We start from the raw sequence: 14,315 nt of genomic DNA on the forward strand, positions 1-14,315 counted from the left end.
CTTTCTCACACTAGCGCGTTTCGTTTTGCCATCTCGATAAGTTCTACCAAGGACTTGGCTTGAAGTTTCTGCATCAGCCTCTTTTTATAAGTGCTTACTGTTTTGTTACTCAGGAACATACCCTTGGCAATTTCCTTGTTGGTACGTCCTTGTGCAAAAAGTTGCAATACCATCAGTTCCCGGTCATTGACGGTCTTGAATAGTTCAAGCTCCTGGGATTCGACGCTATCGACACCATTGGTATTCAGTGCCTGGCTGGGGAAGTAGTTGTAACCGGATAACACTGCACGGATGGCGCTCAGCAACTCGCTCAGGTCGCCTTCCTTGCACACGTAGCCATCGGCGCCCGAACGCATGCAGCGTGTGGCGAACAGGGTGGGCGATTGGGCGGTCAGTATGAGGGTTTTCATCGGCGTGTTCATGGCGTTGAAGCGGCAGAGCACTTCTAGGCCATCCAGCTTGGGAATGCTGATATCCAGGATAATCAGGTCCGGCAGGCATTCGCGGACCATTTGTATGGCGTCGCACCCGTTATCTGTTTCGCCCACTACTTTGTAGCCTTCGTGTTCCAGCAACATCCGGATGGCGAGCCGTATAACCGGGTGGTCATCGATAATAAAAACTGAGTTCATGATCAGATTCCGTGCAAGTGCAAATAAAGCGGGCACATTAGCTCAGAAGAGGAGAGAGGAGCATGAGCCGAGGGGTGAGTAGATATAAAACAGGAAAAATCCTACAATAAAAAAGGTAATAGCCTACCGGCTGCTCAGGCTTGGTGAAGCGATGTGTCAGTGCTTTGGACGTGAGTGGACTAAATGCTGCAGCTATGGATTTAACTGATGCGGTATCGACGTCTTTCGTCGGCTCATAATGTTTAATTCCTACATTTCTAACTTGAGCAGTGGGCAGAGCAAATGTGCAAGTTCATCCTTGTTCAGCGGCTTGGATAAATAGCCAAGCAGTGGCAGGCCGCGGTCCATGGCTTGAGTGATCAGGCTGGCGAGTTCCGCCACCGGTAAACCGCTCAACAGGATGGCGGTCGTGGTAAAGCGTCGGCGACTGGCGATTTCAATCAGTTCGAGTCCCGGCAAGTCGGGTAGGCATTGGTCACACAAGATGATGTCGAAAGGCACCTCGGCCTGCGACATCAAGCAGATTGCCTGCTCGGCGCTTTCGGCCGGCGTCAGTCGTGCGAAGCCAAAGCTTCTGAGCAGGCATTGGGTGGCGAGGAGTTGGAACGGGTGATCCTCCACCAGCAGGATACGGAGCGAGTAAATGGGCATTGGGGCCACACGGTGAGTCAAGCATCGAGGGAGGGCGCGTAGGACCAGTTCGCCAGGGTCGCCCGGAGCGTGCGTGATTATTCATCGAGTGGTTGTGCGAATTCGATCAGGCCGCTCTGTTCCCGTCGTAGGTCGATTCCTTTCAAGAAACAGGCGGCTTGATCATGGTCGTTACTGAGGGCTGGAACGTCCGGTCATTTCCCGGGCCATCTCGGTGGCATAGCTGTCAGTCATCCCCGCGATAAAGTCGATCATGCGCAGGAACGACGCGTGCAGCGGCCATTCAGGGTTCGGCGCATTGTTGCCCAGCAGATCGAGAATGCGCCGGTTCTTGAACGACGGCGTACGCCCGCCATGCTGCTCCAGTGCCGCACCGCAGAACGCATTCAAGAGAATTTCCAGGGTGGTGTAAGCGCCGATCTCATGCAGGGTCTTGCGCTTGTCCTGGAAGATCTTCTTGCGCGCCATGTCCTTGGCATCCAGCACACAACGCTTGGCCGGGCCGTGCATGTGTTCCACCAGGTCGCCGGGAAGGGTGCCGGCGAGCAGGGCGTCCTGTTGCTCGACGAAGGCCTGTGCCGCTGCGTTGGTCAGATGCTCGATGGCCTTGCCGCGCAGGATCGCCAGCTTGCGTCGGCGCGAGTCCTGGGCGCCCAGTTGGCGATAGGTCTGGGGCAGGTCGTCGCCCACCAGGTTGAGCAGCAGCGACTCGACTTCGGCGTATTCGAGCAACTCCATTTCCAGGCCGTCTTCCAGGTCGATCAGGGCGTAGCAGATGTCATCCGCCGCCTCCATCAGGTACACCAGCGGGTGCCGGGCCCAGCGCTGTTCTTCGAGTTGTGGCAGGCCGAGCCTGTGGGCGATCTGTTCGAGGATTGGCAGTTCGCTCTGGTAGCAGCCGAACTTGTGCTTCTTGTAGCCCAGGGAGTCGGCGTGGCGGGCAGTCCAGGGGTATTTCAGGTAGGTACCCAGGGTGGCGTAGGTCAGCCGGGTGCCACCGTCGAACTGGTGGTACTCAAGCTGGGTCAGCACCCGAAAGCCTTGGGCGTTGCCTTCGAAATTCAAGAAGTCATTGCGCTCGGCGCTGCTCATGTCGTCCAGCCAGCCACGTCCTGCGGCTTGTTGGAACCAATGGCGGATGGCGTCTTCGCCGGAGTGCCCGAACGGTGGGTTGCCGATGTCATGGGCCAGGCAGGCCGACTGCACCACCATGCCCAGGTCGCTCGGGTCGCACCAGTCGGGCAGGGCGCTGCGCAGGGTTTCGCCGACGCGCATGCCGAGGGAACGACCCACACAGCTCACTTCCAGGGAGTGGGTGAGGCGCGTGTGGATATGGTCGTTGCTGGTAACCGGGTGCACTTGAGTCTTGCGGCCCAGGCGACGAAATGCGCCGGAGAAGATAATACGGTCATGGTCTTTGTGAAACGGGCTACGCCCCAGTTCTTCCGGGCTGTGCAGCGGTTTGCCAAGACGTTCGCGAGTCAACAGGGTGGGCCAATCCAAGGCGGGTACTCTCCGTGCGGTGAATGACCCTCCCAGCTTCCCGGTTCAGCGCGGCCTGGGCAAGCGAAAATCTACAGCCCGGCCGCGTCGATATCGATTAACAGCAAGCGCTGACCGTTATCGAAGAATTGTCCGGCGGTGAGGCAATACTGGTTGGTGGTGGCGTCGCGGTAGGTCGAAGACAACGTCAGCCGGCGCTCTTCCCAGCCTTCGGCCAACAGGTGATAGAAGTATGGACGCCATGACCAGTTGTGGCCCAGGTAACGGCTGTCGGACTGCCAGGCATCCTGGCGCCACTCAAAGTTCGGTGTGAGTTGGGTGCCGTGCCGGTCACACTGATAGAAGCGCAGCAGCCAGGGAAACGCCGGCAGTTGCGGCAGTTGGTTCAGCGGCGCCTGCCCCTGGGCCCAGGTCTGCAGGATCTTCATCAGTTCGGCCAATTGCTGGCGCAGTTGCATGACGCGCCCGCGTTCCGCCAGCTTCTGCTGGACATAGGCCGTGCGCAACTGGGCGAAACGCGGCACAAAGGCGTCGGCGGCGAACCAGTCCAACTGCGCCTGGGCAAACAGATAGCCCTGCACATAGCGCGAACCGCACTCCAGGGCGAAGCTCAATTGCGCCTCGGTTTCCACGCCTTCGGCAATGATCCAGCAGCCGGTCTTCTCGGCCATCTGCGCCAGGGCTCGCACCACTTCGCTGCTCGGCCCGCCGCGAGCGGCGTCCTGGAACAGGCGCATGTCCAGCTTGAGGATATCCGGCTGCAACGCCAGCACCCGGTCGAGCTGGGAGTAACCAGCGCCAAAGTCGTCGATGGCGATGCGCGCACCGGCTTCGCGATAGCGCGCCACCACGTCGGCCAGGCGCCGGATGTCGCCACCTAGTTCGGTGATCTCGAACACGATGCGCTGCGGGTCGACGCCATGGTGGTGGATCTGCTTCAGGCTCGGCAGGGCCTGGCCTGGGCGCAGGCGATTGATCCAGCGTGGCGAGATGTTCAGGCTCAGGAACCAGTCTTCGGGCGCTTCGTGCAAGCGGCTCAGCGCATTGTCGCGAATCTGCCGGTCGAGGCGGCGCAAGGTCACGCCCGGCGTGCGCGGGTCAGCGAACAGCGGGCCCACGGACTGCAAGCGGCCGTCAGCCTGGCGCAGGCGGCCCAGGGCCTCGACGCCGGCAATGCGGCCGGTGGCGGTGTCGATAAACGGCTGGAAGCAGGCGAGCGGTTGCCCGTCGATCACGGGGCCTCCTTAGAAACATTGGCGAAAAAAGGCCCGGCCCTCGAAAACGAGGGCCGGGCCGATTCTGTTAGCAAGAATGCAGCCAGCCAGGCTCAACTTTTACGCGAAGAGCCCTGCATGGCCAGTTTGATCAACGGGATCAAGCCGGCGCCGAGGCGCACCAGGCGCGTCAAGCTGCCAATGCCGCCGCCCTTGGCACCTTTGCCGGTAAAGAAACCCATCAGCGTCACCGCGGCCACGCCCCACAGCGGCGCGTGCTTGATGCCCAGGCTGTCCTGCCAGTTGCTGCCCATATTGCGCACCTTGTTCAGGGGCAACATCAGTTGCTGGGACTCGTGGCGGATCTCCTGACGGTGCATTTCCATGCGCAGACGGATCAACGCCTTGCGCATTTCCCGGCGGGAGGTGGTTTGCGGGATCTCAGTGATGCTCATGGCAGCAGGCGCTCCCGGTCATTGGCCAGCTCTTCGAGGGTGGCGTGGAAGGGCGTGGACTCATCGAATACCGCCGCCTTCAAGCGTACCCCGCAAAACGCGGCGGCCAAGGTATAGAACACGCAGAGGCAGATGATCCCGGTCAGGCGGTAGCCGGTGTCCCACACCAGGATCATCACCAGGGTCGACAGCCCCACCAGCAACAGCAGCGCAAACACTAATGCCAGGCCGGCAAACAGCAGCAGGCTGACGGTGCGGGCCTTCTGTTCCTGCAATTCGATACCAAACAATTCGACGTGGCTGTGCAGCAAGCCCAACACGGCCGCGCCCAGACGTCTTGAGGTAGTGCCCGTGGACGAGCCCGTTTCGCCGATAGACATGGTTAGCGCCTTGTGGCCAGCAGGCCGATCAGAAAGCCCACGCCGGCGGCAATGCCCACCGACTGCCAAGGGTTGGCTTGCACGTAATCTTCGGTCGCAGTGACCGCAGCCTGGCCGCGTTCGCGCAGGGAGTCTTCGGTCTGCTTCAGGGTTTCACGGGCCTGCAACAGCGTGTCGTGAATTTTTGCGCGCAGCTCATCAGCCTGGTCGCCCGCCAGCACTTTGGTGTCGTCCAACAACCGTTCGGTGTCAGTCACCAGGGTTTGAAAATCCGCCATCAGTATTTCTTGAGCAGTCTTTGCAGTTCTTCTGGCCATGGTTATCTCCGTGATTGGCTGATCTGTACGTTTCGAGTCACCGGCTTCGGTGAAGGTTCAGTGCAATTGTGTGGTACAGCTTTTGCTTTGCCTTGGTGCGCAGGCCCCGGGGCTTGCGCTGAATCTGGGCGGTCGGGCAGGAAGCCTTGAAAAACCTTACCCTAAATAACTGAAATTCGCGGAAAAACCCTGTCGGCAACGGCTTGTTGTGTTGATCGCTGCGCTAAAGCGGTTCACGCCCTCTGAAGAGGGGTGGGACCGGTGGTGCCAATTTAGTGCGCTCAACCCTGGCTTGAACCGCTTTGGTGCTTTTTGCCTTTATTGCAGGCCTGCCAACCTCCATGGAAAATTTGCAAAGTGCAGTGGACACGCTCGTCCACAGCTCCAACACCCTGTTTATCCTGATCGGCGCGGTCATGGTCCTGGCCATGCACGCCGGCTTCGCGTTCCTCGAAGTCGGTACAGTGCGCCAGAAGAACCAGGTCAACGCCTTGTCGAAGATCCTCAGCGACTTCGCCATCTCCACCCTGGCCTACTTCTTTATAGGCTATTGGATCTCCTACGGTGTGAGCTTCATGCAACCGGCAGCGGTGCTCAGTGCCGATCACGGCTATGGCCTGGTGAAGTTTTTCTTCCTGCTGACCTTTGCGGCGGCGATCCCGGCGATCATTTCCGGGGGCATTGCCGAGCGCGCAAGGTTCGCTCCACAGCTCTGCGCGACGGCGTTGATCGTGGCGTTTATCTACCCGTTTTTCGAAGGCATGGTGTGGAACGGCAATTTCGGCCTGCAGGCCTGGTTGCTCGCGACCTTTGGCGCCAGCTTCCATGACTTCGCCGGTTCCGTGGTGGTGCACGCCATGGGCGGCTGGCTGGCGCTGGCGGCGGTGTTGCTGCTGGGTCCGCGCAATGGGCGCTACCGCGAAGGGCGCCTGGTGGCGTTTGCACCGTCGAGCATTCCGTTCCTGGCGCTGGGCTCGTGGATTCTGATCGTCGGCTGGTTCGGCTTCAACGTGATGAGCGCGCAAACCCTGAACGGCGTCAGCGGTTTGGTCGCCGTCAACTCGCTGATGGCCATGGTCGGCGGCACGGTGGCGGCCCTGATCATCGGCCGCAACGACCCAGGCTTCCTGCATAACGGCCCGCTGGCCGGGTTGGTGGCGATCTGCGCCGGCTCCGACCTGATGCACCCGGTGGGCGCGCTGGTCACAGGTGTCGTCGCCGGTGGTTTGTTTGTGTGGTTCTTTATTGCGGCCCAGGACCGCTGGAAGATCGACGATGTCCTGGGTGTGTGGCCCCTGCACGGTCTGTGCGGCGTGTGGGGCGGCATCGCCTGCGGCATCTTCGGCCAGACCGCGCTGGGTGGACTGGGCGGTGTCAGCCTGGTCAGCCAGTTGATCGGCACCGCCCTCGGCGTGCTGGTGGCGCTGGCGGGCGGCCTGTTGGTGTATGGCGTGATCAAGCGCGTCACCGGGCTGCGTTTGAGCCAGGAACAGGAGTATTACGGCGCGGACCTGTCGATCCACAAGATCGGCGCGGTCAGTCAGGATTGATCGGCTCGTCTGCCGGCCGATAAAAACCGTGTAGCAGGCGATAGCGGGTCTGCCGCACTTCGTCGACCCGCGCCTGAACCTGTTGGTCCGGCAGGCCCAGCAGGATCAAGGCATGGGAGGCGAGCATCAGGCTCGACTCCAACAACTCGGGCACCACTTCACTGGCGCCTGCGGCTTTCAGTTCTGCCAGCTGGCTGTCGTCGCGGGTACGCACCAGGATTGGCACGTCGGCGTTGATCCGACGCGCTTCCTTGAGCACCACTAGCGCCACATCGGTGTTGTCCACGGCAATCACCACCAATCGCGCACGCTCCAGGCCGACTGCGCTGAGCAACGCGCCACGCCGGCAATCGCCGTAATGCACGCTGCTGTCTTCAGTGGCGGCTTCCTGCACCCGTTCCGGGTCGTCATCCAGGGCGATGAAGGTTTGTTGTTCGTTGCGCAGAAAACGCCCGATGGACTGGCCGACGCGTCCATAGCCACAGATCACCGCGTGCCCGCGCAGCTCGGCGTTGAGCGCGGTGATTGCTTCCAGCTGCACCTGCTGGTTGGGCTTGCGGTGCAGGCGCAGGGCGATGGCGGGGGCGGCGCGCAGTAGCAGCGGCGTGAGCAGCATCGAGCAAAAAGTGGCCGCGAGCAGCAGGCCGTTAAATTCATCCGGGATCAACCGGCTTTGTTGCATCTGTGCCATCAACGCAAAGCAGAACTCGCCACCCTGGGCCAGGGCCAGGCCGCTGCGCCAGGCGGTTTCACTGTCGCTGCCGCGCAGTTTGACCAGCACGGCGACCACAGAGCCTTTGACCAGCATCAAGGTCAGGGTCAGGCCGAGGATCAGCAGGCTATGGCTGACGAAGAGTTGCAGGTCGATCAGCATGCCGATGCTGACGAAAAACAGCCCCAGCAGGATGTCGCGAAACGGCCGGATATCTGCCTCGATCTGATGGCGGTAATGGCTTTCGCCCAACAGCATGCCGGCCAGGAAGGCACCGAGCGCAGGGGAGAGCCCCAACAGGTGCGTGAGCCAAGCGGTCAACAACACAATCACCAGCGCCAGCAGCACAAACAGCTCCGCTGAATGGGAGGCGGCCACTTCATGAAACAGGCGCGGCAATAACCAGCGGCTGGCCAATAGCAGGCCGACAAACAGCACCACGGTCTTGCCCAGGGTCAGGGGCAGCGCCCAATACCAGGCTTGCTCGCCAGTGCCGGCGAACACTGGCACCAGGGTCAGCAGCAACACCGCGACCACATCCTGGAACAGCAACACGCCAATCGCGTTCTGGCCGTGACTGCTGAAGATTTCCCCGAGGCTGGTCAGCTCCTTGCTGACGATGGCTGTGGACGACAGTGCCAGTCCTGCCCCCAGCAACAAGGCGATACCCGGCGCCACACCCAGGATCATCAACAACAGTCCCAGCAGTACCCCGCACCCCAACACCTGCAAGCTGCCCAGACCAAATACAACTCGGCGCAGGGCGAGCATCCTGGTCAGGGAAAACTCCAGGCCGAGGGAAAACAGCAGGAACACCACGCCCAGTTCGGCCAGGTCGGGTAGCTCTTCACTGTCATTCACCCAGTCCAGCGCGGTGGGGCCCACGGCCAGGCCGACGCACAGGTAACCCAGCACGGGGGGTAATTGCAGGCGACGAAACAGCGCAATCACCACCAGGGATGAGGCCAGTATAATCAGCAGGTTGGCAAACACACGCATCTCCGTTGCAGGTGGGCAGGCAAAAAGCCGCGAGAATCGCTGAAACAGTTATAGGCCATGGTGACCTGGGTCAGGGTTTATAGAGTGGGCTTCAGGCGGTCACCGGGCTTAGAATGTCTGCCTGTTTTCTGATCAGGTCCCTTCGCCATGCTTCCTGAATGCCAGCTGTTCGGCACCCTGGGTTGTCACCTGTGTGAGATTGCCGAAGTCGAAATCATGCCGCTCGTCGAACACGGCTTGCTGGTGGAATTGGTGGACATCACCGACCCCGAAGACCTGACCGAAGCCTACGGCCTGCGGATTCCGGTGCTTCGCCGGACGGACACCGGCGCGGAACTGGATTGGCCATTTGACTCACAACAGGTTGTTGCCTTCCTTCGTTAGGTTTATGCGATGGCAGGTTTCCAAATATTAAGTTACTGTATGTTTGTACAGCGATTGAATTGAGGGAACGCCCGTGGTGAATGTTGAACAACTGAAAAGCAGCGTCAATCGCATGTCCGCCAACGTCGTGCGCGACGCGGTGAACGAGCTGCGCCTCGATGGTCTGGTCACGGAAGGCAAGACGCCCTTTAACAAAGTGCATTTCAATACCTGCTTTGCAGAGATCGAGGCGTTATTCCAGCGCGCCGGCTACCACAAGCAGCTGGATGTGGTGGGTTACCAGGGCTTGTTGTACGCGTTGTACGATCCGGGCCGTTGGGAAGCGGTGGACGTGCTGCGCTGGCTCAAGGAGTTCACCGACGCCGCCAGTGCTTCGCCGATCCTGCGGGCGGAGTTGGCCAAGGCTTGAGATCCGCCCTAGGCTCAATCCCGCGCAATGCAGGATAATGCCCGCCGGTTTTGTCACAGGCTTTGAGCATTTCATGTCCACCTCCGGTTTTTCCGCGTCCCAGCACCAAGCCAGCACCTTGTATCTGCCGCCCGGTTCTTGGGCGACGGTGCTGGATTGCCTGTGCGAGCACTTCCCGGCCATCCGCCGCGAACACTGGCTGGACCGCATTGCGCGAGGCCGGGTGCTGGATATCAACGGCACCCCGATCACCGTCGACCTGGGCTACAAGGAAGGCTTGTGCATCTACTACTTTCGCGAAGTGCCTAACGAGAAAGTCATCCTGGTGCAGGAAACCATCCTGTATGCCGACGAGCATCTGGTGGTCGCTGACAAGCCGCACTTCCTGCCCGTGACGCCGGCCGGTGAATACGTCGAGCAAACCCTGCTGCGCCGCCTGATTCGCCGGCTGGATAATCCCTCACTGGTGCCGTTGCACCGTATCGACCGGCACACGGCGGGGCTGGTGCTGTTTTCGGCCAATCCGGCCAGCCGCTCGGCTTACCAGCAACTGTTTCCCACTCGCCAGATCGATAAATTCTATGAAGCCATCGCCCCAGCCCTGCCGGACCTGACCTTTCCCAGGGTGCACAAAAGCCGACTTGTGGATGGCGAGCCGTTCTTTCGCATGCAGGAAGGTGATGGCGTCCCCAACACCGAAACGGCGGTGGAGGTGCGCGAGAAAAACGGCGATCTGTGGCGCTACGGCCTGTTCCCGGTGACCGGCAAGAAGCACCAGCTGCGCGTGCACATGAGCGCCCTCGGCGCGAGCATCTGCAACGACCCCTTCTACCCCCACGTGATCAAAGACGCGGTAGACGATTACGCCAACCCCCTCAAACTGCTGGCCCAGGGCGTGCGTTTTATTGACCCGGTCACGGGGGAGGAACGCAGTTTCCGCAGCCGCATCAGCCTCGACTGGTAACCCCCCGGAAACGACAAGGCCCGCGCGAGGCGGGCCTTGATGGCAAACGCTAAGACTTACAAGTCTTTGACGGTGCGAACCTGGTCTTTGTTGATGCGGGTCTGCTTGCCGTCCAACTGTTCGAACTCGTAGAAGCCCGAGTCCTTGTCGAATTTAGGGGTGTCGACGGCCTGGATTTCGCGACCGTCATTCAGGGTGATCACTGTCGGCGAGGCGCAACCGGCGAGGGTGGCGAGGCCCAGTGCAAGCATGAGAGCGGCGATGGTCCGTTGAGTCATGAGTCTGTCTCCGAGAGAATACTTTTTAATGGCTGACCTTGTGACGCATGCAGCGTCGACAAAGTTCCGGGTGCGAGGTTCATTCTGACACGCCCGACGGCGTCTGTAACAGCTCCGGCGTATTAAGGTTGGCCAGGCGCGGATCATCTGCCGGGCATTCCAGACCCACGCCGCCAAGTTGCAGGAAGAGCTTGCGCGGGCTGCGCTCACCGGCGTGCCAGGCCCTGTCCACCGCATCGCGCAGGCCCGTGGGGACGATGCAGATCAACGGTTCCCAGAACGCGCCATGGCGCACCATCACCGGCAGCAGCGGGTTGCGTTGCGCGGTCTCACGCAGAGCCTGGATAAGCCCTGCGTCGATATGCGGCACGTCGCACGGCAATATCAGCAGGTGCGCATGACGGGCGGCGGCAAGTCCCGCACGGATACCGGCGAGGGGGCCGGGGAAGTCCGGGCTGTCGTCGGTCACCAGTTGGTCGGCATAGCTGGCGTACTGCTGCGGGTTGCGATTGCACGAGATGATCAGGTCGTCCGTGAGCTGTCGCACCAAGTGCTGCAAATGCGCAATCAACGGCTGGCCACGCCACTCCAGCAAGCCTTTGTCCTGGCCGCCCATGCGTTGGCCGCGCCCACCAGAGAGCAGCAGAACCGAACAGGGCAGTGGGGGCGAATCGATAGGCATGGCAGCTCCGCAGCGGCAGCAAAAGGGGGGCCTGTGATATAACATCGGGCTGTTCCTTCGACAACCGGACCGTGCCATGAAAGCCAAGGCAGATGCGCCCTTCGTACCCCTGAATATCGCTGTATTGACCGTCAGCGACACCCGAACCCTGGAAACCGATACCTCCGGCCAGGTCTTCGTTGACCGACTGACGGCCGCCGGCCACAACCTGGCCGAGCGCGTGCTGCTCAAGGACGATCTCTACAAGATCCGCGCCCAGGTCGCCCACTGGATCGCCGAAGACGTGGTGCAGGTGGTGCTGATCACCGGCGGCACCGGCTTCACCGGCCGCGACAGCACCCCCGAAGCGGTGAGCTGCCTGCTGGACAAACAGGTCGACGGCTTTGGCGAACTGTTCCGCCAGATTTCCGTGGCCGACATCGGCACCTCCACCGTGCAGTCCCGCGCGTTGGCCGGTTTGGCCAATGGCACCCTGGTGTGCTGCCTGCCGGGCTCCACCAATGCTGTGCGTACCGGCTGGGACGGCATCCTTGCCGAGCAACTGGACAACCGTCACCGCCCGTGCAACTTCGTCTCGCACCTGAAACAGGCCGAGCCTTGTGAATCCCGTGGGTAAGCCCGGCAGGACCGGCGCACTGCTGCCGGTGGAGGACGCCTTGGCTCAACTGCTGGCGATGGCCGACGCCGCGCCGATCCGTGAGCAGGAAAGCCTGTTGCTGGCGGATTGCGATGGTCGTGTACTGGCGCAAGACCTGATCTCCACCCTCGACCTGCCGCCGTGGCCGAACAGCGCCATGGACGGTTATGCCGTGCGGTTGGCGGACTGGACCGGCGAACCCCTGGTGGTCAGCCAACGCATTTTCGCAGGCCAGGCGCCACAACCCTTGGCCGCCGGCACCTGCGCCCGCATCTTCACCGGCGCCCCAGTACCGGAAGGGGCCGACTGCGTGGAAATGCAGGAGAACGCCGTGGTCCACGCCGATGCGCGCGTGAGCTTTACCGAACCCCTGCACCTCGACCAGAACATCCGTCCCCAAGGCCAGGAAACCACCGTAGGCGAGCTTGTTTTAACGGCGGGTACGCGCCTGGGCCCAATTGAACTGGGCCTTGCGGCGTCTCTCGGCCATGATCGCCTGGCAGTGGTACGCCGCCCACGCGTGGCGGTTCTATCCACCGGCGATGAGTTGATCGAACCGGGCTTGCCGCTCGGACCGGGGCAGATCTACAACAGCAACCGGCGCGTGCTGTGCTCATGGCTTACGCGCATGGGCTGTGAAGTGATCGACGCCGGCATCCTGCCCGACGACCTTGAGCAAACCCGCGCGCGCCTGGGCGGCTTGGGCAGTGTCGACTTGATCCTGTCCACGGGCGGTGTGTCGGTTGGCGAAGCGGATTTCCTTGGGATCGCCCTGCGTGAAGAGGGTGAGCTGGCGTTGTGGAAACTGGCGATCAAACCGGGCAAGCCGCTGACCTTCGGCCACTTCCGTGGCGTGCCGGTGATCGGCCTGCCCGGTAACCCGGCGTCGACGTTGGTCACGTTCGCGCTGCTGGCACGCCCTTATCTGCTGCGCCGCCAAGGTGTGCAGGACGTCGAGCCACTGCGTTTCGACGTGCCGGTGGGGTTCGAGTGGCCCAAACCGGGCAACCGCCGCGAGTACCTGCGCGGTCGCATCGAGCAAGGCAAAGCGATCATTTACCGCAACCAGAGCTCCGGCGTGCTGCGCAGTGCGGCGTGGGCGGAAGGGTTTGTGGAGGTGTTGGAAGGCACGACGCTGGCGATGGGCGACCGGGTCAACTTCATTCCCTTGAGTGAGGTATTTGGCTGACACACAATTCACCGACGGCGGGCGCACAGTCAAGACAAGTCCTATGAGCCAAGCAGGGCGGGCAGGCTAGTTTTTCGAGTCCCGGTTACTGGAGGACTGACGATGACTATCCAACCTGCTGCATCCGTTCATGGCGTGGCGGCATCCGCTCACGCCGAGCCCGACTTGCCCTCGGCAGCGTCAATCAATTCAAGCACTGCACGCGGGGTTTTGAATCAACTGATCGGCAGGCCGCTTTCCGAGAACACTTATCGGGAACGGCTTGCCTGCATGATCGCCGATCCGAGTATCACTTCCTGGCAGGCGCTGACGCGTAACCCTGGTCAGTTAAAACGGCTGCAGGACAATGAACGACTGGGCTGGGCCGACCCGGCTGCGGCTGACAAAACCTTGCCGACACTGGCGCAGGCCCTGGGTCAGCGAAACGTTTGGCTGCCAGAGGTCGACAGCCTCAATGCCAACATCCTGAAGAACCTGACGGTCCAAGTGGCAGAAAAATACCTGGCGCAATTCCAGTCCATTCTTCAAGACCCGGCACCTGCCTTGTCGCAGGATGTCTCGATAGTCCGTGGTGCGCCATCAGCGGGTAAAACCACCTTTCTCACCGGCCAGTTCGCGCTCAATACCGATGTTGTCAAAAACATGATCCAGAACCGTATGCCCGGCACGAGCATGTTGCAGGTGCATGACCAAGGCGCTGCGTTGGTTCAGCAGTTCATGGGCCCCATGGAAAAGCGCCTGGGGCAGCCACTGACGCGAGATGCGTTGTACCTGTGGCCAAACGATTTCAACCAGAAAATCGCCGATATCGCACGCTTGAGCCAGGAACCCAAGTTGCACTTCCACGATATCCAGGTGGACCTCGCGACCTTGTGCTGTCGGATTCTCAAGCGTGGCACCGATGAGGCAGTGATGGGCTTCAATGTCCTGAGCCAGTTTTTCAGTGCGGGCCTGGAGCACCGTGGCCCAAGTATCGAGTCAGTCAAGAACAGCCAGGACAGGCTAAAGGAGTATTCGCTGTCGGCCTGGAACGGTCAGCAGAATGTGCTCGTTGCTCAACGCGCACCCGGTGCCCAGGATTTTGTGATCAAGGATCAAGCCCTGTTCGATAAAGTGACTGCCCGGGACAACCATTCCATACAGGCAGAGGTAGAGAGTGTTCGCACCACCATGATTGACGCGCCGTTCATCGAGGCCTTCACGGCTCCACTTGCGCCTGCGCAGGCGAGTGCGTTTGGTGCAGCATTGCGGCGGTATGAGGGGCTGACGTTCGAGCAGGCGTTGACACAGCACGCCCAGCGCATACCGGTTGCTACCTCGGTAGCGGCCCGCGTGTTGGCCGGTGTGAGGCCCGGCTGA

The 14,315-nt window shown here is 61.1% G+C and carries 17 protein-coding genes; 7 read left to right on the forward strand and 10 right to left on the reverse strand.

Features of this window, described 5'->3' with window-relative positions:
• Window positions 1–5: 5 nt before the first annotated feature.
• From HX812_RS14825 to HX812_RS14855, 7 genes are all read right to left on the reverse strand, one after another.
• Window positions 6–632 carry a response regulator transcription factor gene (locus HX812_RS14825; RefSeq protein ID WP_038841965.1) on the reverse strand — a complete coding sequence of 209 codons (627 nt, stop codon included), beginning with the start codon at window positions 630–632 and terminating at the stop codon, window positions 6–8.
• Between the two features lie 249 nt (window positions 633–881).
• Complete coding sequence (locus HX812_RS14830; protein WP_038841968.1) at window positions 882–1,283, reverse strand: response regulator; 402 nt, start codon at window positions 1,281–1,283, stop codon at window positions 882–884.
• Between the two features lie 171 nt (window positions 1,284–1,454).
• Window positions 1,455–2,786, reverse strand: a complete 1,332-nt coding sequence (locus tag HX812_RS14835) for a deoxyguanosinetriphosphate triphosphohydrolase (protein ID WP_038841971.1) — start codon at window positions 2,784–2,786, stop codon at window positions 1,455–1,457.
• 71 nt (window positions 2,787–2,857) lie between these two features.
• Window positions 2,858–4,021: an EAL domain-containing protein gene (locus tag HX812_RS14840; protein ID WP_038841974.1), complete on the reverse strand. Its 1,164-nt coding sequence runs from the start codon at window positions 4,019–4,021 to the stop codon at window positions 2,858–2,860.
• 92 nt (window positions 4,022–4,113) lie between these two features.
• Window positions 4,114–4,455: a hypothetical protein gene (locus tag HX812_RS14845; protein WP_033901396.1), complete on the reverse strand. Its 342-nt coding sequence runs from the start codon at window positions 4,453–4,455 to the stop codon at window positions 4,114–4,116.
• Window positions 4,452–4,835, reverse strand: a complete 384-nt coding sequence (locus HX812_RS14850) for a phage holin family protein (RefSeq protein ID WP_033901397.1) — start codon at window positions 4,833–4,835, stop codon at window positions 4,452–4,454. The genes HX812_RS14845 and HX812_RS14850 overlap by 4 nt, the downstream gene beginning before the upstream one ends.
• Window positions 4,836–4,837: 2 nt before the next feature.
• Complete coding sequence (locus HX812_RS14855) at window positions 4,838–5,152, reverse strand: YqjD family protein (RefSeq protein ID WP_012723021.1); 315 nt, start codon at window positions 5,150–5,152, stop codon at window positions 4,838–4,840.
• Window positions 5,153–5,493: 341 nt separating this feature from the next.
• Here HX812_RS14855 and HX812_RS14860 point away from each other — a divergent pair, with 341 nt between their 5' ends.
• Window positions 5,494–6,702 (forward strand): ammonium transporter, encoded by a 1,209-nt coding sequence (locus HX812_RS14860; protein WP_038842012.1) that lies wholly within the window; start codon window positions 5,494–5,496, stop codon window positions 6,700–6,702.
• Here HX812_RS14860 and HX812_RS14865 read toward each other — a convergent pair.
• Window positions 6,689–8,413, reverse strand: a complete 1,725-nt coding sequence (locus HX812_RS14865; protein ID WP_050572360.1) for a monovalent cation:proton antiporter-2 (CPA2) family protein — start codon at window positions 8,411–8,413, stop codon at window positions 6,689–6,691. The genes HX812_RS14860 and HX812_RS14865 overlap by 14 nt on opposite strands.
• A 147-nt stretch (window positions 8,414–8,560) precedes the next feature.
• On the opposite strand from HX812_RS14865, the gene HX812_RS14870 reads away from it, so the two are divergent.
• The 3 genes from HX812_RS14870 to HX812_RS14880 all read left to right on the forward strand — a co-directional run bounded on the left by HX812_RS14870 (window position 8,561) and on the right by HX812_RS14880 (window position 10,170).
• The gene (locus HX812_RS14870) at window positions 8,561–8,797 is read left to right on the forward strand and encodes a glutaredoxin family protein (RefSeq protein ID WP_038841978.1); all 237 of its coding nucleotides are present in this window, start codon (window positions 8,561–8,563) and stop codon (window positions 8,795–8,797) included.
• Window positions 8,798–8,870: 73 nt separating this feature from the next.
• Entirely contained in the window at window positions 8,871–9,206 is a 336-nt protein-coding gene (locus HX812_RS14875; protein WP_038841980.1) for a hypothetical protein, read from the forward strand.
• 73 nt (window positions 9,207–9,279) lie between these two features.
• On the forward strand, window positions 9,280–10,170 hold the full coding sequence (locus tag HX812_RS14880) for a pseudouridine synthase (RefSeq protein WP_038842018.1): 891 nt from the start codon (window positions 9,280–9,282) through the stop codon (window positions 10,168–10,170).
• Between the two features lie 56 nt (window positions 10,171–10,226).
• Here HX812_RS14880 and HX812_RS14885 read toward each other — a convergent pair whose 3' ends face one another.
• Window positions 10,227–10,448: a YgdI/YgdR family lipoprotein gene (locus tag HX812_RS14885; RefSeq protein ID WP_016978480.1), complete on the reverse strand. Its 222-nt coding sequence runs from the start codon at window positions 10,446–10,448 to the stop codon at window positions 10,227–10,229.
• A 79-nt stretch (window positions 10,449–10,527) separates the two neighbouring features.
• A complete protein-coding gene (mobA, locus tag HX812_RS14890; protein WP_038841983.1) occupies window positions 10,528–11,130 on the reverse strand; it encodes a molybdenum cofactor guanylyltransferase MobA in 603 nt (200 codons plus the stop codon).
• A gap of 76 nt (window positions 11,131–11,206) precedes the next feature.
• On the opposite strand from mobA, the gene moaB reads away from it, so the two are divergent.
• From moaB to HX812_RS14905, 3 genes are all read left to right on the forward strand, one after another.
• A complete protein-coding gene (moaB, locus tag HX812_RS14895) occupies window positions 11,207–11,746 on the forward strand; it encodes a molybdenum cofactor biosynthesis protein B (RefSeq protein ID WP_038841985.1) in 540 nt (179 codons plus the stop codon).
• Complete coding sequence (gene glp, locus HX812_RS14900) at window positions 11,730–12,956, forward strand: gephyrin-like molybdotransferase Glp (RefSeq protein WP_038841987.1); 1,227 nt, start codon at window positions 11,730–11,732, stop codon at window positions 12,954–12,956. Before moaB ends, glp begins: the two co-directional genes overlap by 17 nt.
• A gap of 102 nt (window positions 12,957–13,058) precedes the next feature.
• Complete coding sequence (locus HX812_RS14905; protein ID WP_152514676.1) at window positions 13,059–14,315, forward strand: hypothetical protein; 1,257 nt, start codon at window positions 13,059–13,061, stop codon at window positions 14,313–14,315.

It is taken from the genome of Pseudomonas sp. IPO3749 (genome assembly GCF_013386605.1).
Taxonomy (GTDB): domain Bacteria; phylum Pseudomonadota; class Gammaproteobacteria; order Pseudomonadales; family Pseudomonadaceae; genus Aquipseudomonas; species Aquipseudomonas azotoformans_A.